We start from the raw sequence: 22965 nt of genomic DNA, 5'->3' as shown, positions 1-22965 counted from the left end.
CGTCTGGACCAAGAAAAAGGTCCGTCAACGCCGCTTCAAAGGCCGCCGTATCACTCAGCTCTGATTCCGGGTACTAGCTCGCCGAATAGACTGGCCAACCAAAACTCTATGCGCCCGAGAAGGGCGATTCCAGCGGCCGCGGCAGCTCCATCTCGGTTTTCTCGTCGGCGCGGAGGGTTGGACGCCCGGCTCGCCTGCATGTGCGCTGCATCGCAGGAGACGGTCGCCAACGAAACTGCGCGCGGCGAACTCGATTTCGCGTTGTCCACGCTCGCTAACTGGACACGCAACCAGACAGGCAAGCCGTATGATGAAAGCCGTCGGCCCGACTGTAGAGAATAGGTGGGGCTGACGTCGTCCCGCATTCCTTTTGCTTTCCGTCCGCCCTAGCCTGCGATAGGGCACGCCCGCGTGCTTTCAGAACCGGGGGGCTGCCTCCCCACATTGCTAGATCCACAAAATCGCGTGCGGACGAACGCGAGCGGCGCGGCTTCACGCTGTCTACCGAGTGAGGCAGGCAAGGCGGCGAACGTCGACGCCAGCACCATTTTGGTCGGGTGAATCCGCGTGCCGGCTTCGCTTCCGATGAGGCCGCATTTGGGGAGGAAGCCGAGGCGAACAGGTGTTAGTGACATCCAAAACGCGCTCGAGACAAAGAAAGCCCTCGGCGGCTACAACCGCCGAGGGCTCCGTCTGGGCTGGCAGGGGGGACCGCAGACCCAGACGTGACAGGACCGTTAGGCAGTGAAATGACGATCCTGTATCAGGAGTTTTGGGAGACTCGCTTTAGAGTAGGCTGGCTGTGCATGCAGGGAGAGGGGGAACAATCCTGCGAAGTACAGACCCCAGTCACGCGCATCAATTCAAGCGACATATCCATTGACCCTAGCCTCGTAATCGAGGTCTTTGCCCCAGGAATCAACTGATTGAAGGCAAGCGCCTTCAAGGCGGAGAGCGTGAAGCGCCAACGCCACTGGCATCCCCGATTGTGGTTTGCCATTGGCGCCATCGTGGTCCCAGCCGGCTTGGCTTGCGCCCTTGCGCAAGCCGCGCTCGGCGATCGCGCGCTCTCGTCAGAGCGTTCAGCGCTCACCGAAAGATGCGGTCGGTTCGCGCCGAATGGTGCCGGTAAGCGGTCATGCCCTGCTGTAGCGAGGCGTCGAGCTCATCAGGCAGCTTGGCGAAAATTCATGGGCTCCTCCGAGAAGACGACGGTCGTGACGCGCTACATCCTTCCGCGAGATGACATTGCAAGAGCCGAGCCATGCAGAAGGATCGGGATTCTTCGGCTATTTTGGGGGGCTAGCTGCGGAAAAGCTGGAGGCGCACGCGTCTGCTCGATGTTTGTCACGTCCGCAACAAAAGAGACCGTTGCTGTAGCAAACGTGACGATGAGTGGCAGTTGTACGTCAGCAGACCGAGAAGGATCGGCGCAGAAGCGCACGGCGCGCATCTTGGTTCGAAGCTTGCATGGAGAAGCAAGATGGTGGAGCAAGCCAAGCGGGAGCAAGGCAGATCGCGATGAGGGGACCAGACATCGAAGCCCTGATCAGGAAAGGCTTTTCGGACGCGGAGGTGTCCGTGACTGATCTAGCCAGCGACGGCGATCATTATGGCGCCCGCGTCGTTTCGCGCGCCTTCACAGTCAAGAGCCGAAGCAGCATCAGATTTTGTATGCGGCGCTCAACGGGACAATGGGTGACGAGCTTCACGCGCTCGCGCTCACGACCGCGGTCCCGGGGGCGATGCACTCGGACCTTGTCTCCGTTCAGATGAACCCAATCCAACGTGTTTCAGGCTCATGAACTCAGAAACGGAATTCGAGCTTCCTCAACTCTACAGGCATCATGTCTTTGCCTGCCACGTCCAGCGTCCGCCTACTCATCCGCACGGCAGCTGCGGTGCAGCTGGTGCGCAAGCCCTGTGGGACAGGATGAGCAAGGCGATCGAAGCGCAAGGGCTCACCGATATCGGCTTCACGGCGGCGGGCTGCCTCGGCTTTTGCAAGGCTGGTCCCTTGATGGTGGTCTATCCCGATGGCGTCTGGTACCGTCCAACCACGCCTGACGACATCGACGAAATCGTCGAGTCCCATCTCAAGGAAGGTAAACGTGTCGACCGCCTGGTGATGGTGTTGAAGCGGAGCTGAGGGCTCGGTTAAGGCAGCTTGCGCGGGCTATCAAGTTAGCCTCGGCTTCCATCCAACGACTGGCGTCTCTGGAATCCTGGGTTACCCTCTTTCGCCAGGGTGATGAGTGGTGGTGACCTCACAGTCCTTCATCAAGAACTCCGTGCCCAACCGGGCCCTTGACCTTATAGGTGCGGCCTTCGCTTTCATCGGTATCCTCGGTAAGATGGATGTTCCTGATCAGGGTGCGCGCTTGATCACCGTGGACGAGCCTTTGGATTTCAAGTCCCTGATCACCATGCCCTGCCACCGCCAGCGGCGAGCCGTTTGAATCCCTGACGTTGATGTCCTTGTGGCGCTTTGCCCGACGCTCGCCGAGATGGAAAATGGCTTGATCAATCACTCTTACCCTTCGATCTGGTCCGTCACCTCATGTTGGCTCCGCCAATAGCGCAAAGGTAAAGCGAATGCGGCGCCGGGCCCGGCTCCCGGCGCTGAGAGAGATGACGCTTCTTCGAACCGTCAGCTCGCTCGATCTATTTGTTTGCGCAACCCGGTTTCCACTTTTCCCCGATCGTGCTCTTGGGTCAGAACTTGTAGGTGACGCCGCCGCCCACCAGCCAAGGATCGATATTGGCGCGCCCGGTGACCGGAATCGCGTTGTTGACGGTTGCCGAATAATCCGGCCGCAGCCACAACTTCTTCACGTCAACGTTGAAGCCCCAGTGACGGTCGAGCATATAGTCGAAGCCGAATTGGACCGCGGCGCCAACCTGGTTGCTGATCTGCAGGTCGGTGACCGCGAGGCCAGCGACCGGCGTATTGGCCGCGGACTGGTTGAAGAACACGGTGTAGTTGATGCCGGCACCGATATACGGCTTGAACGCGCCGAAATCGGTGAAGTGATATTGCAGCGTCAGCGTCGGCGGCAACAGCCAGGATTTGCCGATGTCGAGCCCGTTGAGCGCCCCGGTACCGCTGATGTGATGCCTGGTTGCGCCGAGGATGAGTTCGGCGGCGATGTTCGGGGTGAAGAAATAGGTGATGTCGAGCTCCGGGATCACCTGATCGCTGATCGAGAGCCCCGAATTCGGCGACGACAGGCCCGGAACGCCGAAGACGTTGACCGAGCTACCTCGGGCATCCGGCAAAACGCCGAGCACGCGCAGGCGGATCATCCAGGGATTGAATGGTTCGACCGGCGGCGCTTTGGTGTAGATCGGCGCCGATGCGAGATCGGCAGCTTGCAGCGACATGGTGGCCCCACCGAATGCCGCCGCGAGCACGAGCAGCGAGGCTGTCGTCAGAATTGTTCTTGTTCTCATCAAATTCTCCGATTCCCAAGTCAGCGCGGGGACTCGCGCGACGTCTCTGTCACACACGCGGCATCGCGAGGGATTTGATGCGAATCAAAATCGGGCGGTCGAGACACGATTAAGTCGCCATGTTGCGAAAGGATCACGGCCGTAGGGCGTGATGACTGACTTTTCTTCGAATCGTCATTCCGCTCTATATTTTTTGTTTGAGCATGATCTTCTCGGAAAAGCGGTTTCCACGTTTGCGGATCACGCTCTAATGCAATCCAGCTACAGCGGTAACGCGCGATCGAGGGGCCTCGAAGTTGCGCCGCCTGTCATGCCCGCGCATACGCGGGGGTTCATTGAGGCAGTAATGTTCGCCAAGTTGCCCGGCTTCCTTCTCTATCTGAAGGGTGCCGGCCGGCAATTGACTAATCAATTCCGCGTCGCCCCTGGTTCGGACGTCGGATTGGAAATGATCCTGGTGCGGCATATGGTGGCCGAGCCGGGCGCGAGCGGCGAGTTGGGCGTTGCCTAGCCGATCTCGACATAAACCTTCGTATCGTTCCGTCCCACTCTTTGGATACCCGACGATTACCTACGTTCAATTGAGCTGCTGATGGCGTTCGTTCTAGGCTGCCTCCTGCCCTCCTTGGGCGTTTCCTCCCTAGACTTCGGCCGCTTGTGGCAACGCAGGCGGCCATTTTCTTTGTCAGATGGCCGCTGACTCGCATGGCGCTCCTGCAATTGGCTCGGAAACGAGTGGGCGGGCCGTAAATGAGCGTCATCATCGATACCAATCTAGCCGAACGCCTTAAGGCCAAGCTTGATGAGCTAAATAAGAAGGCGATCGACGCCATCACGTCCGGCAAGCTCACAGATGGGCGCCAGTATCAGCGCAATGTGGGGTGAAGGCGACCGCCGCCGCGCGCACCTGCTCGCTTAGACGCTGGAAGACATCCTGAAAGACCAGGAGGAGAGGGATGGTACGTGTTTCGACATTGGAACGGCGTTCCAATTCGGAGGACGAGAAGGGCCGAGCTGATGAAGCTCGTTGGCGATCTGTGCACCATCGAGCTGCTGAACAACAAAGGGGTCAGCATCTACATCGAGCCGGAGAAGATCGATGGCGGGCTCATCCTGTAGACCGGCGCGATCAAGGAATCAGTCTGGCAGGGCACCGTTGGCCTGGTGCTCAAGAAGGGCAACACCGCCTTCAAGCATGAGCCGCAGACCGGCACCTATTTCCACGGCCAGGATGTCAAGGCCGGCGATTGGGTTGTATTCCGGCCCTGCGATGCTCGCCGCGTCCGGATCAAGGGCGTGGATTGCCGCATGGTCGAGGACACGCTGCTCGACATGGTGGTCGACAACCCCGACGTGATCACACACCGCTGATAGTGACACCGTTTGGCGGAGCTTTCGGGCGCACTGAACTAGAGCGGGTCGTTTTGTCGGCTTTGAGACCAATATCCACCACATGACGCTACACACACCCAGTACGAAGCGACTGTAGCCAACTTTCAAAATCGGCACACCGCTTGCTTCATTCGGGGCACCATCACCGGTCGCAGGCGGGGCGGTGCTGTAGGGACGGACTCGGCACGCCCTCCATGGCGTCCGGCCGCCCCGCCAATTTGTTGTGGGGCGACATGAAACAACATGTTCGAGCGGCTGCAACTGCGGTCGCAGCCGCTCACGCTCCGCCGTGATGTCCTTAGCGTGTACGAACAGGAATCCACCAACTCTTCCTCCGAGCTTCCCCGTTGATGTCCGTCGGTCGCCTGGCCACCCGGATCACGACGCGCCTTGCATTTTTTGTCGCCGGCTTCGGCATTGCGGGCTGGGTGCCGCTGGTGCCGTTCGCGAAGGAGCGGCTGGCTGTCGATAACGGAGTTCTCGGTTTTCTGCTGCTCTGTCTGGGCATCGGCTCGGTCGTCTCGATGCTTTTGACCGGTTTGTTGAGCGCGCGCTACGGCAGCAAACCGATCATCCTGATCGGCTGGTTCGGAATTGCGCTCATCCTGCCGTGGCTCGCGGTTGCCGGTACGCCTCTGGCGCTCGGGGCCGCGCTGGTTGCCTTCGGCGGCTCGCTCGGCTTGGTCGATGTCGCTGCGAGTATCAATGCGCTCGAACTGGATCGTGCAGCGAAGCGTCCGCTGATGTCCGGCTTTCACGCGCAATTCAGCATCGGCGATGCCGGCTCCGACGCGATGACTGCATTGGCGGGCTGCACCTTGGGGCTTTTTCATCAACCCTAATAATACACGCGCGTGTCGAGCCCCGATCGTCTTCAGCGAGCTTTGCTCCTCGCGCCCGTGAATAACGGGGAGCGGGGGAAACTTCGTTTCTTCGCCTCTCGGTAGAGCTACGAGTCGTGTAGCTCACCCGCTCGGGCAGTACCCTCCGGTTCCCTCGCGCGAGCATCGCTCGAGATCATCTTGCATGCTCCGCCCAAGCAGCGACAGCACGGGCTCATGATCGAATCCTGCGCATCTTGCGCCGTCGACGTTGATCAGCGGGCGCCTTATCAGGAGCGGATCGCTCAGCATCAGCGCGAGTGCGCTCGCCGCGTCGCTTAAGTCGGGATTGATTTCGCCTGACTTGATACGGGGCGCGGCGCGGTTGAACCAGGATCCGACCGGCGTATTGCCGAAGAACTGGCGCAGTTCCTCTGCGCGCCACGGCTTCTTCAAGATATCCTTGGCAATCACGTGGTGGCCCGCGGCCTTCAGCGCCTGCATCTGGCGCGCGTTGGTGGCGCATCCGGGTTTTTGATAGAAAATGATCGTCGCCATGGCGTCGCCTAATTCAGCACCCTGAGCTCTACGATGGGCGCGGTGGCGCCGCGTTCGAAAATCCTATCGACCTTCTTGCGGACAGCTTCCAGGGTCAGCGGCTTGACCAGCACGCCGTGCGCGCCCGCCTTGATGCCTTCGACCGCGGTGGGCTCGTCGGATTTGTCGCAGACGATCAGGATCCGCACCTCGGGAAAATGGGCCGCCAATTGGCCGATTAACGCCGGCCCCTTTTGCCCCAAAAAGGAGGCGCCGAGTAGCACCACATCCGGTTTCAACCAATCGACGCCCCTGACAAAAGCCTCTTCCGGCGTTGCAAGCTCGTGCGTCTCGATCTCGTCATGCAGCATAAGTTGCAAAGTCACGCGGGTGATCTCGTCATCGTCGACCACGAATATCCGTCGCTGGCCCTCCGCCTTCGAGGTTTCGACATCTTGCTGCACTGTCGCTCTCCTGAAAATCGCGCCGACAAAGCGGCTTGCAAGAGCAATTAGCAATTTCCGTTCCCCGCATGAACGCATCGAAAGGGCCCGCGCCAAGCCGGCTTTTGCCCGTTTGATGCTTGCGATCCTTGTTCGGCTTCTGACAGCGGCACAATTGCTGTCACCTTCAAAACACCTGGTGTCATCCGCGGGCTCGCTGGTTTTTCAACGCGAAATCAGAAGCTTAAAGAGCGTAGACAGCCTTGGCACGGGGGTTGCTATCACAATGCAGCAACACTGAGTGAGGGCTGAGTGCACGCAGACGCGCAAGACGAGCGATGCTCTCCTTCCCTTGAACCCGTGTGCCTCGTTTCTGAGAGAGAAACAAAGCTGGCGCGCGAGCCAGCGCGCAAACTTTGGCAAATCGGTTGATGGAGAGCAACATGTCTTCACTGAGACAAATCGCGTTCTACGGCAAGGGTGGCATCGGCAAGTCGACCACCTCGCAGAACACGCTGGCGGCGCTGGCCGAAATGGGCCACAAGATCCTGATCGTGGGCTGCGATCCCAAGGCGGACTCGACCCGCCTGATCCTGCACGCCAAGGCGCAGGACACGATTTTGAGCCTGGCGGCGAGTGCCGGCAGCGTCGAGGACCTTGAACTCGAGGACGTGATGAAGATCGGCTATCAGGACATCCGCTGCGTCGAGTCGGGTGGTCCGGAGCCGGGCGTCGGCTGCGCGGGCCGGGGCGTCATCACGTCGATCAACTTCCTGGAAGAGAACGGCGCCTATGAGAACATCGACTACGTCTCCTACGATGTGCTCGGCGACGTCGTCTGCGGCGGTTTTGCGATGCCGATCCGCGAGAATAAGGCGCAGGAGATCTACATCGTCATGTCCGGCGAGATGATGGCAATGTATGCCGCCAACAACATTTCCAAGGGCATCCTGAAATATGCCAATTCTGGCGGCGTGCGGCTCGGCGGCCTGATCTGCAACGAGCGGCAGACCGACAAGGAGCTGGAACTGGCGGAGGCGCTTGCCAAGAAGCTCGGCACCCAGCTGATCTATTTCGTGCCGCGCGACAACGTCGTGCAGCATGCGGAGCTGCGCCGCATGACCGTGCTGGAGTATGCGCCGGAGTCCCAGCAGGCCGATCACTATCGCAATCTTGCGAGCAAGATCCACAACAATGGCGGCAAGGGCATCATTCCGACCCCGATCTCCATGGATGAGCTCGAGGACATGCTGATGGAGCACGGCATCATGAAGCCAGTTGACGAGTCCATCGTCGGCAAGACCGCCGCCCAGCTCGCCGCCGAGTAAAGAGCATACCGATGGAGGCCGGCTTTCCCAATGCTTGATAAGGGAGGCCGGCGTTCCAGCGAAAAATCTCGTGACCAGCATCACGATGCAGCGGAGCATACTTGATCGCGGTGGAAAGGTCGGCAATCCATGTTCGAAGCGCAATTCTTTCCGCTTATGGCTGCCAGAGCGAATGATGCGAACGGCGAGCGGCATAGGGGAATTGCGACCTACCGCCTGCTCACTGGGGCGCACCCCGCAGATGCCGACACAACCAGTGACAGCAATTTCGATCGCCACGTGCTGGCGTCCATTCTGGCGGCCGCCACGATGGATGGTGGTCTTCTTTCCGAGAAGGTCGGTCTGTCCAGCCATGAGCTGGCCGCGTTGCTGGAGCAGTACTTCCCGTCGATTCGGATGAACGCCGAGCAGTTGCTCTTGCGTTTCAAGCGCAATGAGAGCGACGAGGCCGCAATGTTGCGTGATCTCCTGCTCGCGCAACGCTCGACTGAAGGCGACATCGGCAACTGGCTAGCTGCGATGATCGCGCGTCGCGCGATCGAGCCAAATCACCTCTGGGAAGACCTCGGATTGCGCAATCGTGGTGAATTATCCCGGCTCTTAAGCCGCCATTTTGCGCCGCTCGCCGCGCGCAATGTCAACAATATGCGCTGGAAGCGGTTCTTCTATCGCATGCTGTGCGAGGGCGACGGCCTTGTGATGTGCACGACACCGGTGTGCACGCAATGTAAGGACTTCAACCGCTGCTTTGGCGATGAAAGTGGCGAGAGCCGGATGGCTGAGCGCCGGCGTGACGTACTGTTGCAGGCGGCTAACCCGGACGCCGCCAGCATCTGGCCTATGTGAGCGACACGGGATGGATCGTCCGTTGGCCAGACTTCCAACCGATGACCGCGCGGATCGCGCTGGCTTCGACGAGGTGCAGGTGGATACGACCTGCGCCCATTTCAGCAGGCAATGTCCCGACGCCGGCTGGAAGGATATGTTGCTCAAGGCCGGGCTGCGCCCGACGCGCCGGCGCGTGATCTTAAGCGAGTTGTTGTTTGCCAGGGCGAGCGGCATGTCACCCGAGCGGCATGTCACCGCAGAGATGTTATTTGCCGAGGCGCGTGAGACCGGCTTTCCGGTCTCACAGTCTACCGTCTACAAGACTTTGAACCAGTTCACGCGAGCCGGCCTATTGGGTCGGATCCGTGTTGACGGTTCGCGATCATTTTTTGACACCAACACCACGCCGCATCCGCATTATTATCTGCACGGCGACGATATCCTGCTCAACGGTCCCGATGCGAATCCCCTGCTTGTGAATGTTCCCGTGCCGCTGCCGGGCCACGCAGTCTCGCGCGTCGATCTGATCATCCATCTGCGTCGCAAGCCGAGTTGATGCCAAGCGATCGCGCCCTGAGATAAGCCGACGCGTCGACTTTGCCACGCTGTCGCGTTTGCGACAATCCGGCTGAGCCGAAAACTGCGTGCTTGTTCAACAGCTTGGGGCGGGTGCCGGCGTGGCATGCGGGTTGCTGAAGCCTTGCTTTGCCAAAGACAACAAGGAGCTTCGCATGATCGCCGCCGCCTCTGCCAAACCGTCATGGTCCGAGACGGCATCGGGAAGTCCGATCGTGCTCAACGACACGACACTGCGCGACGGCGAACAGGCGCCTGGCGTTGCCTTCACTACCGACGAAAAGGTGGCGATCGCGCGGGCGCTGGCGCGGGCCGGCGTTACCGAGATCGAAGCCGGGACGCCGGCGATGGGCAGTGAAGAGATCGCCGCCATCCGCGCCATCGTTGAGGTCGGTCTCCCGCTCACCATCATCGGCTGGTGCCGGATGCGTGAAGCCGATGTCGATGCGGCGATCGAGGCCAAGGTGTCGATGGTCAATGTCTCGATTCCGGCATCTGACGTGCAGATTGCCGCCAAGCTTAGCGGTGACGGCGAGCTGGCCCTAGAGCAGGTGAGGCGGGTGGTCAGTTACGCTCGCGAGCGGGGGCTTGAGGTCGCCGTCGGCGGCGAAGACTCCTCCCGCGCTGACGTCGATTTTCTCATCACGCTGATCGCCATCGCAAAAGCCGCGGGCGCACGGCGCTTTCGCATTGCCGATACGCTCAGTGTGCTTGATCCCGACTCCACCTATGCGCTGATCGCGCGTTTGCGCGCGACCACCGATCTCGAGCTCGAATTTCACGGCCATGACGATCTCGGGCTCGCAACCGCCAATACGCTCGCCGCCATCAAGGGGGGCGCAAGCCACGCCTCGGTGACCGTCATAGGGCTCGGCGAGCGAGCGGGCAATGCGCCGCTGGAAGAAGTCGCCGTCGCGCTCAAACAGCTCTACGGGCGCGCCACCGGCATCGTGCTGCCGGAGCTCGAGAACGTCGCCGCGGTAGTGGCAGCCGCGGCTGCACGTACAATTCCTCTGAACAAGGCCATCGTCGGGGAGCATGTGTTCACCCATGAATCCGGCATTCATGTCCATGGCTTATTGCAGGATCAACGCACCTATCAGTGGCTCGACCCCCATTTGCTTGGTCGGTTCAATCGTATTGTGATCGGCAAGCATTCCGGGCTGTCCGCGATCACGACGCTGCTTGACGAGTTGCAGCTCGCCGCCAGCTCCGAGGAGGCAAACCAGATCCTCTCGCGGGTGCGAAGACATGCCATCGAGCACAAGCGGCCAGTGGCGCGCGAGACGGTGGCGGCGATCTGGCGCGACATCCGCGAGTGCTCGTTGACAAATTGCGCGTGAGGCGGGCCATGGTCCGGCACCATCACGGCCGATCACTTCGAAACCGTGGGCGTGCCGCGGAAATCCTCGCTGCTCGCGCTGATGCGCCAACGCATAGTCTACGTAGACAATATAGAGCGCCGCGTGCGCGAAGCAGCGTCGCAAGAAGTGACCAGCCTGTGCTGCGTCCCGACCACCGGCCGGAGGGCATAACAAGGAGAGTTTCGATGAGCAACAAACAGAGGGCAGCCAGCATCCTGGATCGGCTCAACAAGGCCTCGTCGGCTGAAGATTTTTTTGCGCTGCTTGGCGTCGACTACGACCCCAAGATCGTCAATGTCGCGCGCCTGCATATCTTAAGGCGCATGGGGCAATATCTCGCCAAGGAACAATTCGAAGGTAGCGCAGAGGCGGAGGTCACGGCGCGGTGCAAGGCGGTGCTGGAGCAGGCTTACGCCGATTTCGTGTCGTCCTCGCCGATCGATCAGCGGGTGTTCAAGGTCTTGAAGGATGCGGTCGCCGAGCCCAAGAAACCGGCGGCCTTCGTGCCGTTGAGCTCGCTGAAATAGCCTCATGTATAAGTTCAGATCTGCCTCAAGCATGTCGGTGCAGTGTGTTGTGCCATTCGCCTTCCTCCAGATCAACTCTCTACAGCAACGCGCGAAGCCACGCTGTCGCCTTCCCGACGTATGGCGGATTGTATTGTCTGCGATGCTAACTGACCCCTTCATCAATTTTTCTCAAGTCATTGATCGGAGCTCTGATTTTCGATCGCGTGCAACTGGTACGACACTTGCTGTTCTCCGGCCAAGTCCGTCATTGGCGCCGGCCTACACAGAATTGTTGCCGTCCGAGATGAGATTTGGAGAAAGACCAAGCATGTTGCCGTACTGCTCGCCGCTCGCGCCGGCATCATCTTGTGGCTCACGCTCGCGTTAATGCCGTTCGAACTTATCTTTGACGCCATTGAGGCTGGGATTGACCGGGCGTTGGCCGCTAATGGGTAACTCGCGTTTCCACGCTACCTCTGGAGAAGGCATGCACAGTATCGTTTCCATCAAGCAGGTTCCCGATTTCGCGCAGATCGGCGTCAATCCCCTTACCAACACCATCTTGCGTCAGGGTGGGCGAGTATCGTCAAACAAGACGCCTTGTTTGCGCGCGAGGCCGCGCGCTTATTGCGTGAAAAGTTCTCCAGCAAGATCACCGCGCTCACCAGGCTCGATGTGTAGCGCCGCGCCGAACGGGGCGCGTCGACGTTGCGCACAAAGCTGCCGTGCCTTGCCAACCATGAAGGAAGCGAGCCAGATTTGCCGCGGTCTCATAACCGACGCCCTGCGCGCGCCGCTGGGGCCAGTTGTGAAATGGAGCGGGCAGGAGGCCAGCGTCGAGAACATCTCGAAATGCGGCGTGCGGCTCGCCGATCATAGTCAAGCGTGTCTTTGCGCCTTCGCCACAAACCGAGAGGAGGCGGATGGGAGCCACGAAGCAGCCGACCGAGTTGCTGATGAAAGCCATCTTGAAGGGCCGACCCAAGCTAGAAACCGGTCTTGTGGCGCAGGCGCGCGGGTTGTGAGGGGGACAAGGCTATGAGCAACATCACCACAGCTCCTACGCCGGTCGCGGGCGGCCGCGCAGGAGCGAAAAGAGAATTGCCGGAGCACTTTAAGGCCTACAAGCATATCTGGGTCTTCGTCGAGCAGGAGCGCGGCCAGGTGCATCCCGTCTCCTGGGAGCTCATGGGTGCGGGCCGCAAGCTTGCCGACAAGCTGAAGGTTGATCTCGCTGCGGTTGTTATCGGCCCGGAGGGCGAGGCCGCGCGTAACGCCGCGCTCGAGTCCTTCTGCTACGGCGCCGACCTAGCCTATCTCGTGACCGAGAATGTGCTGTCGGAGTATCGCAACGAGTCCTACACGAAGGCGCTGACCGATCTCGTCAATACCTACAAGCCAGAGATCCTGCTGTTGGGCGCAACCACGCTCGGTCGCGACCTTGCGGGCTCGGTAGCCACCACCCTACTGACGGGTCTCACCGCCGACTGCACCGAGCTCGATGTCGACGCGGATGGTTCGCTTGCGGCCACGCGTCCGACATTTGGCGGATCGCTGCTTTGCACGATCTACACTTTGAATTACCGGCCGCAGATGGCAACCGTCCGCCCGCGCGTGATGCCGATGCCAGAGCGCGTCGCGCGCGATGCCGCCCGCATTATCATCCATCCGCTCCGCCTGCTCGAAGAAGACATCGTCACCAAGGTGCTATCCTTCGTGCCGGACCGTGATTCGGCCAAATCCAATCTTGCCTACGCCGACGTCGTCGTCGCCGGCGGGCTGGGGCTGGGCTCGCCGGAGAGTTTCCAGCTGGTACGACAGCTCGCCGACGTGCTCGGCGCGGAATATGGCTGTTCGCGGCCGCTGGTACAAAAGGGCTGGGTCAGCTCCGACCGGCAGATCGGCCAGACCGGCAAGACCATCCGGCCGAAGCTCTATATTGCCGCAGGTATTTCCGGCGCGATCCAGCATCGGGTCGGCGTGGAGGGCGCCGATCTGATCGTTGCCATCAATACCGACAAGAACGCACCGATCTTCGACTTCGCCCATATCGGCATCGTCAATGACGCTATGCACTTGTTGCCCGCGCTGACGGCCGCATTTCGTGCACGGCTTTCGCCGCATTCGCGCGACCGGATCGCGAGCTAGAGGAGGTTGTTATGATCGAGGAGAAGTTCGATGCAATCGTGGTCGGCGCCGGCATGTCGGGCAACGCGGCGGCGCTGGCCATGGCCAAACGCGGCATGAAGGTGCTGCAGCTCGAGCGCGGTGAATATGCTGGATCGAAGAATGTCCAGGGCGCAATCCTCTACGCCGACATGCTGGAAAAACTAATCCCAGACTTCCGCGACGACGCACCGCTCGAACGTCATCTCGTCGAGCAACGGTTCTGGATGATGGACGATCGCTCGCATGTCGGCGTGCACTACCGCTCCGAGGACTTCAACGAGGAGCGTCCGAACCGGTACACGATCATCCGCGCGCAGTTCGATAAATGGTTCTCCTCGAAAGTGCGCGAGGCCGGCGCGACCGTGCTGTGCGAGACCACCGTCACTGAGCTCGCGCGGGACCCCAATGGGAAAGTCATCGGTGTTCGTACAGATCGTCGCGACGGCGAAATCCACGCAGATGTCGTGGTACTGGCCGAAGGCGTTAATGGCCTGCTCGGTACGCGTGCGCGCCTGCGCGAGCGGCCCAAGCCCGACAAGGTGGCACTCGCGGTTAAGGAAATGCACTTCTTGCCGCGTGAGACCATCGAGGCCCGTTTCAATCTCAAGGGCGACGAAGGCGTCGTTGTCGAAGCGGCCGGCACCATTTCTTGCGGCATGACAGGGATGGGCTTCATCTATGCCAATAAAGAATGCATATCGATCGGCATCGGCTGTATCGTCGCCGACTTTCAGCGCACTGGAGAGACGCCATATGGGCTGCTCGATCGCTTCAAGCGTCATCCATCCGTGGCGCCCCTGATCGAGGGCTCGGAGGTCAAGGAATATTCTGCGCACCTCATCCCTGAAGGTGGCTACAAGGCAATCCCGCAGCTGTATGGCGAAGGCTGGGTCGTGGTCGGCGATGCGGCCCAGCTCAACAATGCCATTCATCGCGAGGGCTCTAACCTCGCGATGACCTCGGGCCGCATTGCGGCGGAAGCTATCGTCCAGGTGAGATCGCGGCGTCATCCCATGACTGCGGCAAATCTGTCGCTCTACAAGAAGATGCTGGACGAATCCTTCGTGATCAAGGATCTCAAGAAGCACAAGGATATGCCGATGCTGATGCATACCAACTCGCAAAACTTCTTTCTCACCTATCCGCAGCTCGTCTCCAGGGCGATGCAGAACTATGTACGCGTCGACGGCACGCCGAAGGCCGAGAAGGAGAAGCTGACGTTGAAATCCTTTGTCAATGCGCGGTCATGGACCGGTTTATTTGGCGACGCATTCCGCCTCGCGCGCGCGTGGCGGTAGCCCATCAGAATCAAAGCCAAGGAAGCTGAAATATGAATGTCGAGACATCAGTGCGCGTCGAGGACAAGCTGTTCTACAACCGCTATCTTGTCGACGTCGGTCATCCCCACATCAAAGTACGCGCACATACGAAACCGTCCCCACAGCTGCTTGCACTCTTGAAGGTCTGTCCGGCGCGCTGCTATGAGATCAACCACAAGGGGCAGGTCGAGGTCACCGTCGACGGCTGCATCGAATGCGGCACCTGCCGCGTCATCGGCGAAGCCACTGGCGACATCGAATGGAGCTATCCGCGTGGCGGATATGGGGTGTTATTCAAGTTTGGATGAGGGCTGAACGGCAGGCGGCGCGTCATCGCCAAGAAGCACGGCCCAAGATTGGTCCACGAGCGACCTGATCAATTCGCTGCGACGATGCCGGGACAAGGCAGCTGGGGCGAATAGTTGCTCGTGCACTACCCTAAGCGCCGCAGCCAATCGATCATATGCGGCGAGATCTCTTGATGCGCACGCCGGCCGACGACGCCTCAACATGCCTGCAGCGGAACACCGGTTTCCGGCTGATAGACAAGAACGGAGGGGTCGCTCAACGACTGTGGGACCAGGGGGGACCAAACGACTGGTATGATCAACTATCGCGGCGACGGGTCATTCGGTAAGCGGGTCCGAGCCGGCAAGAGGACCGAGCACGTAAAGCTCGTTGCGGGCGAAGCAATCTTTGCGAAAGAGCACGTCGGTCCCATTTCGGAGCAGTTGGCCGAGCGGGGTAAACTCATCGGGGCTCCCACGAATGGCGCGGCCACGGATGGCGAGCGCTTCCGAATCCGGCAAGCTGGCCGTGCAGCATCGCAATAACGCACCAACCACGAACTCCTCCGGAGCCGCGGCAACGCTCGCCCGATCGAGGAGCAAGCTCCCTGGCACACGGCGAGCGGCGCATAAGTGAAGTGCGACAACTCGCAACGCTCCAGTCTCTGCAGCGAACCGTAGAGATGCTTGTCGAGGGGCGATTTGGGATGCTGGGAATGACGGCCAGCGCTCCCTTGGCGGCGATGGCTTGCCTCTGGCGATCGGCGTCATCGGCTGCATTAGCCATGACGACCTCAGCGCGCAATCCTTCGATCAAGGCGGCGACTTATGGTGCATTACCCTTTTAACCCGCGGTCACTGTGAAGCGCAGCGGGCATCCCAATCCTCGAACGGCCATGTGGATCTGCTCAGGCACCGCGCGGACGACCGACGGCCTGATCTTCAGACCTCTTTTTTGCCCCGGCAGCGTGCTGATGGGCTCGGCCGATGCTGCAATCAACGATCGATACTCGAAGTCTGGATCGTCAGACATCGCTTCGAAGATGCGCCACCATACACCCTTCCCGCTCCAGCGGCTGAAGCGCCGGAAAACGCTGTTCCAATCGCCAAACGCCTCTGGAAGATCACGCCAGGGAGCGCGCGTACGCACAATCCATAGAACGCCCTCCACGAACATCCGGTAGTCGCGTCCAGTCGATCCCCTTTTGTCAGCCCGGCCGATAATCAGCGGCGCCATCCGATCCCACGGCGCGTCGCTCAAAACCATACGGTCGATCATACCCAAGACTGCCTCCCCAAAAGCAGTCTTGAACTGAATGTGCCGGCTTAAGGGAATCCCAGGAGGTCCACAGGACCTAGTAAGCGGCAAACGGTGGTTCCGATTGCTCCAACTTCGCCAGCGCAAACTCTCTCTTGGTCATTAAGGCCTTTCTTCGGCGGACGACCGATGCTGCTGCGTCTGAGAGAATGCACGCTTTGGCCAATTTGGCTCATTCTAATTCTCTAAGCCCGTCAGCTTGTCGAAAGCTGATCCTAGTAGAGTGAGAACTAGAGAGCGACACTATCCGCTCAGGATTGCGAACCGGCTCCAACCGGAGGGGAACATGGACCCACTCAACAATATCAACCCATTCGACCGAGATTTCGCTACGTACAACGCCACGGTGACACAACAGCAACAGCAGCAAGCGGAATTTGAGCCGCACTTGGATGAAGTGCCGCAACGCGATGCCGCTCCCGTCGCAGGGATGATGGACGAAGCCATCCTAGCATCGTCTCTCGAGCCAACCGTGCGCGATCACCAAGCGCCGGATTTTGGAGAAGCCGTTCGTCACTTGAACCGGCGCGACGGCTACCAGCCGGCTCCGGACGAGCTGACCGGGAGCGACCCCCTGCCAAGACACGAGGTCCTCATGGGTGAGGATTACACAGGGCAGTTGAGACCAGCGAAGAGGCAGAGGACGCTAAGCCATCCGCAAGGGGAGGCCATTGAGCGGCAGCTGAGCGAGACCGGCAATTCCGCCGGTCGCGTGCTGATGGAAGACGCCGGCCCACCGTCGCCTTTCGGGCGAGCTGTCGGTTCGCCACTGGTCCTGCCTGCGGAAGGTTACGATCAGGATCTGCTGTGGGCGAGGATGGAAGACGCCGGCCCATCGTCGTCTCTCGGGCCAACCGCGCGCCATCCCCAAGCCCCGGATTTCGGAGAGGCCGTTCGTCCCTTGAACTGGCGCTACGGCCACCAGCACGCGCCGGACGAGCTGATCGCTGCGCGGGAGGGGAGCAGCCTCCTGCCGAGCCAGGACAACCGACCGACCAGCTTCGTGATCAACACTGACCGTTACACGGCGCTGTTGGTGCCCGCGGGGCTGATGAGGCAGAGCACCCCACTCAATCCACCAGGCGCTGCCGTTCGTCTCGGATCTCGACCGGAAAACGTTCCGCAGCCCAGCGCGCGGCCGGGGAATCGGGCCTCGCCAGAGCTGCTTGGACGGAGGATGGAGCAAGCCGCGCCGGCGTCCGCCGGGGCTGAGGCGATGTCCCCAGCGGTCGTCGAGACTTTTGATGCTTCATTGGCCGTTCCCGAGGACTTTTCCCACGGCACCCAACCCGCCCCGGAGACGATGCTCTCGAAGCTGGGCCGCTGGGGCCTCTTGCCGGATGCGGCGCAGCCGGTAACGCGCTACGACATTCGCGGTGAGCGCTACACCGCCGTCTTGGGGCCGGGAGGGCCCGATGACGTTCAGCTCATCCATCACCCTCGAGTTGGTAGCGACGCTGCGCCAGCGGCACCGGCGAGGGCTCCGTCAGACGTCTAGCGCTGTCTTCACTCTCTGGTCAATTTGCCGTCCACACCGCAGGGAGCTGCGTGATGACCTCTCGATTTGGACGCGCCCATCCGGGCCATAGGAACGGGTTGGCCGATCGGACATTAGCAATGCATGTCCGTACCGCGGGAGGGTTGGCAGTCGAGCCAGCCATCCACCTCAAGGCCCCAGTTTCTCATCAGCTGGGGCCGCTCCTTTCCCGAGAGCATCTGGGGGCGCATAAACAGCCTGGGTGAGCGCCGGCATTTTTTCCACAGCGCAAAAAAAGTTAGTGTGTGCCGCCCCCGAAAAGTCCATTCCTGTTTTGGGTCCTTTGGGCCTATCCACTGCGTGAGCGCCGCAGGGCCCCAGCTCTGCCTCCTGAGCTGGGGCTTCATTCTCGAAACAAACTAGCAATGGAGTGCGTCCCTCAAACCATAAAGACGATGTTCCGGAGATCGTCGGGCTATCCATTTACCGCTGATACCCGCGCGGATGATGATTGGTGGACTTCGGTTGCAACACGAATGCTGCCAGTCGAAATGCTCATGTAACAGGTCGATCGCTAGAGTCCGCGCTCGGAAGGCGGGGCATTGGTCGCTTCAAACAAGGCGCCAGCCTGACCTGGAGAACCACGCCTGCTGCCAAACGGCCGGCCTTGCCTATCCTCGTCCGATGCTCGAATTTACGGCGCTGCCCTCGACGCGGCTCTACGAAGCCTACTTCGAAAAGCAATGGGGCGAGAAGGAGCTTTCAGCCCGATGCCGCCGCCCAGCCGGCGCCGCGCGAGATCCAGCACGTTGTCGATCAGCCCCGCCATCCTCACGACAGTGGTCTGCATCATGGCGATGATCTGACGCTCCTTTTCGGTCTGCGCCGTCCTGTCCAGGATGCGTGCGCCTGCGCTGATGGAGGCGAGCGGATTGCGCAGATCGTGAACGAGCACCGCGATGAACTGCTCACGCAGCTCCGAGGCCTCATGCTCGCGCAGCAGCCTTTCTTCGGCCGCCCTCTCGGCGTTCCTCGCCAACTCCCGAGCCTTGAGGAGCTCCTGTTCGTAAGAGGTCGGTCCGTCGCCCTGATGAGCGCCAGGCGGCTGGACAGAGGCTTGCCGTCTGCATCGCTTCGCTCAGTCGCGTTGGCGATCATCTGCGGTACCTGTCCGTGGGCCCTGACCACGTCGATGGCGAATTCCTCGAACGAGCCCTGCATCCGCAATAGGGGCGCGATGTGCGTTTCGTAATAGATGCGCGCCGCGATCGTGAGGACGTCGCTCAGATTGTGCTCGATCATCTGATCGGCGGCACGGCCGGTCCAGCCGGGAAAGTCCGGTTCGCGACGTACAGCGCGCGAGCGACCCCGCCTCAGCGTTTGGTCGCCGATACCCGCACCCCCGATGTGGTTCGCGCCCGTGCAGGAAATCTACGCCGAACTGGATCCTGTCGTGCTGTTGCGCAACATTCGGGCCGCGCAGGAATCGCTCGCCGCCCTTGCCGACAGAAAGTTTGCAAGCGACGCCTCCGCGGCGCCACAGTTGATCGAGCTCTACCTCGCAAGCTTACGAACGGCCTGGAAAGATGGCCGGACACGGCCGACAGACAAGCCGGTCATGAAAGCGAAGAGAGGAGGGCGGCGGCCCGACGCACTCATTCGTGTAACCGTCGAACTACGAGCATGGTACGAAGCTGAACCGTGGCGGACGGGCAGCGAGCTTCTGTCCCAAACTGCAGGCAGAATATCCGAGCTCTATTCTGATAAGCTCCTGCGAACGCTTCAGCGTCGCCTTAAATCCTGGCGAAGCGAGCAGGCGAACGCGCTGCTGTTTGCATCGGCCCAAGACAGCACGAACTGACAACGTTGCAATACCTAATAACGAGCAAGCCGCGCCGGAGGAGGCCGGCCGTTGCGCAACCCCGGCCAGCTCCACGGCCGGCCTGCTCTCCCTCTGCCGGGGAGCAAATTGCCGGGCAGTCTTGGAAGGTCGGTAGATTACCGGCTATCCTGGATGCCTCAGGGGAGCGTCGGGCCTCGAGCGTCCGGGCATAAGACCAAAATCGCTGAAAGGCTGCGAGCGGGTGACCCTAAAAGCGGGTCCCGCGTTGAGCCCTCTAGCGGCCATCCGGAGGTGTGAGGATAACCTCGAAAGTGGCCTGTTTGGAAGTCCTCAAAAAGAACCGAATCGAACCTAATTCCGCAAGTGCTGAATTTGCTTTGAACATTTTTTAAACGGATGCTTGTAGGCTGTCAGAAGTTCTCCTATATTTCTGACAGTGGAGTGAGAGCCATGCCCCCCCTGAGCGCCCGGATTTTGGAAGTCACCAAGGAACTGCCCGAAGGCGCACCCATTGCTGCCAAGGCGCTTTTGCACCTTGGGAAGCGTGCTGCCGTCGATCAGGCCCTTTCGCGTCTTGCCGAGCGAGGAAAACTTCTGCGTGCGAGGCGGGGCGTATATCTGCGTCCGGTCGAAAGCCGTTTCGGGGTTAGAGCTCCGTCAGTCGAAAAAGTCGTTGAGGAAACCAAGGCTCGCAGCGGCGAGACCATTGTTTCCAGCGGCGCGGCGGCGGCCAACCACCTTGGTTTGACAACGCAGGTACCTGTCCGTCAGGTTTATCTGACCTCCGGTCCTTCTCGCGAACTCCACCTCGGCAAGCAAGTTGTCCAGCTCAAGCATGCGCCGCGTTGGCAGCTTATCCTGGCCAACCGTCGTGCAGGTGAGGTGGTGCGTGCGCTTGCCTGGGTCGGTCCCAAGACGGCAGAACGAGCATTGCGGTCGGTCAGTCAGAAACTGACCCCAACCGAAGTGAGTGAACTTAAGTCCGCGGCGTCTTCATTGCCGACTTGGCTTGCCAGGCCGGTAAGCGAACTGCGTGTCTGACAAGTTCCTAAGTCTGTCTGATGCCGAGCGCCGAGAGGCGCTCGGCGTTGCTGCTTCCAATTCAGGACGTCCGGCACATCTCCTTGAGAAAGATGTCTGGGTTGTTTGGTGCTTGAACGCACTCTTTTCCTCTCCAGTCGGAGAGCACCTCGTTTTCAAGGGCGGTACGTCCCTTTCCAAGGCGTACGGCGCAATCCGCCGCTTCTCAGAAGACGTCGACCTTACCTACGACATTCGGGCAATAGCCCCTGATCTCGTGAAAACAAGCGAGAGCAATCCGGTCCCTCAGACCCGTAGCCAGGGCAAAAAATGGAGCGACCAGGTCCGAGAGCGACTTCCAGTTTGGGTGAAAGAAAAGGCGCTTCCCGTTATCAATCAGTGTCTGGAAAACGACAAGCTGAGTGCAAAGGCGGAGGCCGAAGGTGACAAAATCTTCGTCAGATACGCTCCCTTGGAGACAGGCAATGGCTATGTGAGCCCCGCCGTCATGCTTGAATTCGGCGCAAGATCCACGGGCGAGCCGAGCGAGCTTCATGACGTGGTTTGCGACGCCGCCGAGTATCTTGAAACCCTCGAGTTTCCCACTGCCAGGCCGAAAACCATGAAAGCGGAGCGCACCTTCTGGGAGAAGGCGACTGCCATCCATATTTTTTGTGTCCAGGGCAAACTGCGAGGCGAGCGTTTTGCTCGCCACTGGTATGATCTCGTGAGGCTGGATGACGCGGGCATCGTGGACGCCGCATTGAAAGACCGAAAGCTGGCTGAAACGGTGGCAGAGCATAAAACATGGTTCTTCTCTGAAAAGGACCGTGCCGGTACGACGATTGACTATCACAAGGTAGTCAATGGTGCGTTGAAGCTCGTTCCTGAAGGCGAAACGCGGACCGTTTTGGAGCGGGACTATCAACACATGGTCGAAGATGGGCTTTTGCTGGACGAGCCAGAGACCTTCGAGACGCTAATGAAACGGTGTGCGGACATCGAAAGCCGAGCGAACAAACCAGCCTGAAAACCTGGAGATGGTCGGAGTTCATGCGCTGACCTCGATCAGATATCGTGCAGATCACCTAATCGGCGTCCACCGAGTGCGAAGTACGCATCCGGCCAGCACCCCGGGCAGGCCCGCGGGTCGGCCGCGGGGCTCAAGCAGCCGCCGCTTTGGACTGTTGGGTCGCCTTCCAATTCCACGGGAGCAGTTCTGCGAGTCTGTTGACGGGGTGATCTGGAAGCCTGGCCAGCACGTCAGCGAGCCAGGCTTGCGGATCAACGTCGTTCATCTTGCAGGTTTCGATCAGGGTATAGACGGCGGCGGCACGATTGCCGCCAGCATCTGAACCGGCGAAGGTCCAATTTCGTCTTCCGACAGCCACACCGCGTAACGCTCGTTCGGCAGCGTTGTTCGAGAGGCAGATGCGGCCATTGTCCAGGAAGCGGGTGAACGCCGCCCAGCGGTTGAGCAGGTAGTTGATCGCCTTTGCAGTATCGTTTCCTGATGAGAGCAAGGTTCGCTGCTGGCGCATCCAGATTTCGAGATCGGCGACGATCGGCCTCGACTGATCACGACGTACCGCAAGCCGCTGTTCCGGCGTTTTGCCGTTGATGGCGCGCTCGATTTCGACAGGATATCGATGCGTCGCACGGCCTCGCTGGCAATCGGCGCCTCTCCAGATTTCGCCAGGTCGAAGAACTTTCTGCGGCCGTGGCTCCAACAGGCCGCTTCAAGGATCGGAGCCGGCTTCCTTTGGGCCTTGTAGAGCTGGTTATACCCATCGAAGGCATCGGCCTGCATGAGGCCCACATAGCCGACAAGATGGCTTTGCGGATGTTCTCCAGCCCGGTTGCGTGAGTAGTAGAACAGGGCCGCCGGCGGATCCGTGCCACCAAACGGCCGGTCATCGCGAACATAGGTCCAGATCCGGCCGGTAACCGTCTTACTCATAGGTCAGCAATATAGGCGACATCTGGATGCTTGAAGAAGGAACGCACCAAAGCTGGTCTGTTGCCGATGTCGGCGAGCTGGGTGCGGACTCGGTCTTCCAATTTCTCGCCTGCGCGCAGCGGCCGGCGTGCATTGCCAGTGCGCTTGGCATGGCTCCATACGAGCTCGTCGGGATTCAAATCCGGGGCATATCCCGGAAGAAAGTGCAGCGTCAGCTTTCCCTGCGTGCTCGCCACGTAGTCCGTGACCACCGCCTTCTTGTGCGCGGGTAGCCCGTCCACAATCAGATGCAGCGCTTTCTTGCGGCGATACATCAGCTTC

23 protein-coding genes and 3 pseudogenes are annotated in these 22965 nt (G+C 60.3%); 17 read left to right on the top strand and 9 right to left on the bottom strand.

The genetic code is table 11. The annotated features are described in order from the left end of the window. Positions 1-1801 precede the first annotated feature (1801 nt). On the top strand, positions 1802-2149 hold the full coding sequence (locus AC5ZG5_RS43130; RefSeq protein ID WP_456645704.1) for a (2Fe-2S) ferredoxin domain-containing protein: 348 nt from the start codon (positions 1802-1804) through the stop codon (positions 2147-2149). A gap of 118 nt (positions 2150-2267) precedes the next feature. Here the strand turns inward: AC5ZG5_RS43130 and AC5ZG5_RS43125 are convergent, their stop codons facing one another. Then, the gene (locus tag AC5ZG5_RS43125) at positions 2268-2531 is read right to left on the bottom strand and encodes a hypothetical protein (RefSeq protein WP_456645703.1); all 264 of its coding nucleotides are present in this window, start codon (positions 2529-2531) and stop codon (positions 2268-2270) included. A gap of 184 nt (positions 2532-2715) precedes the next feature. After that, complete coding sequence (locus tag AC5ZG5_RS43120; RefSeq protein ID WP_456645702.1) at positions 2716-3453, bottom strand: OmpW/AlkL family protein; 738 nt, start codon at positions 3451-3453, stop codon at positions 2716-2718. Positions 3454-3799: 346 nt separating this feature from the next. On the opposite strand from AC5ZG5_RS43120, the gene AC5ZG5_RS43115 reads away from it, so the two are divergent. The 4 genes from AC5ZG5_RS43115 (at position 3800) to AC5ZG5_RS43100 (ending at position 5687) form a co-directional block, all read left to right on the top strand. Then, positions 3800-3964: a hypothetical protein gene (locus AC5ZG5_RS43115; protein ID WP_456645701.1), complete on the top strand. Its 165-nt coding sequence runs from the start codon at positions 3800-3802 to the stop codon at positions 3962-3964. 239 nt (positions 3965-4203) lie between these two features. Further along, complete coding sequence (locus tag AC5ZG5_RS43110) at positions 4204-4338, top strand: hypothetical protein (protein ID WP_456645700.1); 135 nt, start codon at positions 4204-4206, stop codon at positions 4336-4338. A 279-nt stretch (positions 4339-4617) separates the two neighbouring features. Then, positions 4618-4824, top strand: coding sequence for a hypothetical protein (locus AC5ZG5_RS43105; protein ID WP_456645699.1), 207 nt, complete (start codon positions 4618-4620; stop codon positions 4822-4824). Between the two features lie 449 nt (positions 4825-5273). Then, entirely contained in the window at positions 5274-5687 is a 414-nt protein-coding gene (locus tag AC5ZG5_RS43100) for an MFS transporter (protein WP_456645698.1), read from the top strand. A gap of 123 nt (positions 5688-5810) precedes the next feature. Here the strand turns inward: AC5ZG5_RS43100 and AC5ZG5_RS43095 are convergent, their stop codons facing one another. Beyond that, positions 5811-6224, bottom strand: coding sequence for an ArsC/Spx/MgsR family protein (locus tag AC5ZG5_RS43095; protein WP_456645697.1), 414 nt, complete (start codon positions 6222-6224; stop codon positions 5811-5813). An 8-nt stretch (positions 6225-6232) separates the two neighbouring features. After that, a complete protein-coding gene (locus AC5ZG5_RS43090; RefSeq protein WP_456645734.1) occupies positions 6233-6667 on the bottom strand; it encodes a response regulator in 435 nt (144 codons plus the stop codon). Positions 6668-7089: 422 nt separating this feature from the next. Here AC5ZG5_RS43090 and nifH point away from each other — a divergent pair, with 422 nt between their 5' ends. From nifH to AC5ZG5_RS43050, 8 genes are all read left to right on the top strand, one after another. Then, on the top strand, positions 7090-7974 hold the full coding sequence (nifH, locus tag AC5ZG5_RS43085; protein ID WP_456645696.1) for a nitrogenase iron protein: 885 nt from the start codon (positions 7090-7092) through the stop codon (positions 7972-7974). A gap of 129 nt (positions 7975-8103) precedes the next feature. Then, positions 8104-8820, top strand: coding sequence for a nitrogen fixation protein NifQ (locus AC5ZG5_RS43080; RefSeq protein WP_456645695.1), 717 nt, complete (start codon positions 8104-8106; stop codon positions 8818-8820). Positions 8821-8842: 22 nt separating this feature from the next. After that, entirely contained in the window at positions 8843-9358 is a 516-nt protein-coding gene (locus AC5ZG5_RS43075; RefSeq protein ID WP_456645694.1) for a Fur family transcriptional regulator, read from the top strand. 175 nt (positions 9359-9533) lie between these two features. Then, positions 9534-10721 (top strand): homocitrate synthase, encoded by a 1188-nt coding sequence (gene nifV / locus AC5ZG5_RS43070; RefSeq protein ID WP_456645693.1) that lies wholly within the window; start codon positions 9534-9536, stop codon positions 10719-10721. Positions 10722-10927: 206 nt separating this feature from the next. Continuing rightward, the gene (nifW, locus tag AC5ZG5_RS43065) at positions 10928-11269 is read left to right on the top strand and encodes a nitrogenase stabilizing/protective protein NifW (RefSeq protein ID WP_456645692.1); all 342 of its coding nucleotides are present in this window, start codon (positions 10928-10930) and stop codon (positions 11267-11269) included. Positions 11270-12289: 1020 nt separating this feature from the next. Then, on the top strand, positions 12290-13399 hold the full coding sequence (locus AC5ZG5_RS43060) for an electron transfer flavoprotein subunit alpha/FixB family protein (RefSeq protein WP_456645691.1): 1110 nt from the start codon (positions 12290-12292) through the stop codon (positions 13397-13399). A gap of 11 nt (positions 13400-13410) precedes the next feature. Next, positions 13411-14718: an FAD-dependent oxidoreductase gene (locus AC5ZG5_RS43055; RefSeq protein ID WP_456645690.1), complete on the top strand. Its 1308-nt coding sequence runs from the start codon at positions 13411-13413 to the stop codon at positions 14716-14718. A 32-nt stretch (positions 14719-14750) separates the two neighbouring features. Further along, positions 14751-15047, top strand: a complete 297-nt coding sequence (locus AC5ZG5_RS43050; RefSeq protein ID WP_456645689.1) for a ferredoxin family protein — start codon at positions 14751-14753, stop codon at positions 15045-15047. Positions 15048-15365: 318 nt separating this feature from the next. Here the strand turns inward: AC5ZG5_RS43050 and AC5ZG5_RS43045 are convergent, their stop codons facing one another. Both AC5ZG5_RS43045 and AC5ZG5_RS43040 read right to left on the bottom strand, forming a co-directional pair. Next, complete coding sequence (locus AC5ZG5_RS43045; RefSeq protein ID WP_456645736.1) at positions 15366-15584, bottom strand: hypothetical protein; 219 nt, start codon at positions 15582-15584, stop codon at positions 15366-15368. Positions 15585-15676: 92 nt separating this feature from the next. Next, positions 15677-16311 (bottom strand): annotated as a pseudogene (locus AC5ZG5_RS43040) (IS5 family transposase); the annotation flags it as partial. A gap of 319 nt (positions 16312-16630) precedes the next feature. On the opposite strand from AC5ZG5_RS43040, the gene AC5ZG5_RS43035 reads away from it, so the two are divergent. After that, positions 16631-17842 carry a hypothetical protein gene (locus AC5ZG5_RS43035; RefSeq protein WP_456645688.1) on the top strand — a complete coding sequence of 404 codons (1212 nt, stop codon included), beginning with the start codon at positions 16631-16633 and terminating at the stop codon, positions 17840-17842. A gap of 673 nt (positions 17843-18515) precedes the next feature. On the opposite strand, the gene AC5ZG5_RS43030 is transcribed toward AC5ZG5_RS43035, so the two are convergent. Then, positions 18516-18860 (bottom strand): histidine kinase dimerization/phospho-acceptor domain-containing protein, encoded by a 345-nt coding sequence (locus tag AC5ZG5_RS43030; protein ID WP_456645687.1) that lies wholly within the window; start codon positions 18858-18860, stop codon positions 18516-18518. A 308-nt stretch (positions 18861-19168) separates the two neighbouring features. Here AC5ZG5_RS43030 and AC5ZG5_RS43025 point away from each other — a divergent pair. The 3 genes and pseudogenes from AC5ZG5_RS43025 to AC5ZG5_RS43015 all read left to right on the top strand — a co-directional run. After that, positions 19169-19682, top strand: a pseudogene (locus tag AC5ZG5_RS43025) (ISNCY family transposase); the annotation flags it as partial. Positions 19683-20114: 432 nt separating this feature from the next. Then, the gene (locus AC5ZG5_RS43020; RefSeq protein WP_456645686.1) at positions 20115-20705 is read left to right on the top strand and encodes a DUF6088 family protein; all 591 of its coding nucleotides are present in this window, start codon (positions 20115-20117) and stop codon (positions 20703-20705) included. Then, a complete protein-coding gene (locus AC5ZG5_RS43015; RefSeq protein WP_456645685.1) occupies positions 20698-21714 on the top strand; it encodes a nucleotidyl transferase AbiEii/AbiGii toxin family protein in 1017 nt (338 codons plus the stop codon). Before AC5ZG5_RS43020 ends, AC5ZG5_RS43015 begins: the two co-directional genes overlap by 8 nt. Before the next feature lie 133 nt (positions 21715-21847). Here AC5ZG5_RS43015 and tnpC read toward each other — a convergent pair. Then, positions 21848-22638 (bottom strand): annotated as a pseudogene (tnpC, locus tag AC5ZG5_RS43010) (IS66 family transposase); the annotation flags it as partial. 2 nt (positions 22639-22640) lie between these two features. Further along, a partial coding sequence (locus AC5ZG5_RS43005) for a transposase (RefSeq protein WP_496165528.1) occupies positions 22641-22965 on the bottom strand: 325 nt, incomplete at its 5' end.

The sequence above is a fragment of the Bradyrhizobium sp. Ses1 genome (genome assembly GCF_059512365.1).
Note: the sequence above shows the minus strand (reverse complement) of the source record. Positions and strands in the feature narration are given on the sequence as shown.

What these genes read in the sequence shown, in the direction of transcription:
- AC5ZG5_RS43130 (WP_456645704.1), top strand. Translation starts at nt 1,802, where the DNA reads ATGAACTCAGAAACGGAATTCGAGCTTCCTCAACTCTACAGGCATCAT.
- AC5ZG5_RS43120 (WP_456645702.1), bottom strand. Translation starts at nt 3,453, where the DNA reads ATGAGAACAAGAACAATTCTGACGACAGCCTCGCTGCTCGTGCTCGCG.
- AC5ZG5_RS43115 (WP_456645701.1), top strand. Translation starts at nt 3,800, where the DNA reads ATGTTCGCCAAGTTGCCCGGCTTCCTTCTCTATCTGAAGGGTGCCGGC.
- AC5ZG5_RS43110 (WP_456645700.1), top strand. Translation starts at nt 4,204, where the DNA reads ATGAGCGTCATCATCGATACCAATCTAGCCGAACGCCTTAAGGCCAAG.
- AC5ZG5_RS43095 (WP_456645697.1), bottom strand. Translation starts at nt 6,224, where the DNA reads ATGGCGACGATCATTTTCTATCAAAAACCCGGATGCGCCACCAACGCG.
- nifH (WP_456645696.1), top strand. Translation starts at nt 7,090, where the DNA reads ATGTCTTCACTGAGACAAATCGCGTTCTACGGCAAGGGTGGCATCGGC.
- AC5ZG5_RS43080 (WP_456645695.1), top strand. Translation starts at nt 8,104, where the DNA reads ATGTTCGAAGCGCAATTCTTTCCGCTTATGGCTGCCAGAGCGAATGAT.
- nifV (WP_456645693.1), top strand. Translation starts at nt 9,534, where the DNA reads ATGATCGCCGCCGCCTCTGCCAAACCGTCATGGTCCGAGACGGCATCG.
- nifW (WP_456645692.1), top strand. Translation starts at nt 10,928, where the DNA reads ATGAGCAACAAACAGAGGGCAGCCAGCATCCTGGATCGGCTCAACAAG.
- AC5ZG5_RS43060 (WP_456645691.1), top strand. Translation starts at nt 12,290, where the DNA reads ATGAGCAACATCACCACAGCTCCTACGCCGGTCGCGGGCGGCCGCGCA.
- AC5ZG5_RS43055 (WP_456645690.1), top strand. Translation starts at nt 13,411, where the DNA reads ATGATCGAGGAGAAGTTCGATGCAATCGTGGTCGGCGCCGGCATGTCG.
- AC5ZG5_RS43050 (WP_456645689.1), top strand. Translation starts at nt 14,751, where the DNA reads ATGAATGTCGAGACATCAGTGCGCGTCGAGGACAAGCTGTTCTACAAC.
- AC5ZG5_RS43035 (WP_456645688.1), top strand. Translation starts at nt 16,631, where the DNA reads ATGGACCCACTCAACAATATCAACCCATTCGACCGAGATTTCGCTACG.
- AC5ZG5_RS43020 (WP_456645686.1), top strand. Translation starts at nt 20,115, where the DNA reads ATGCCCCCCCTGAGCGCCCGGATTTTGGAAGTCACCAAGGAACTGCCC.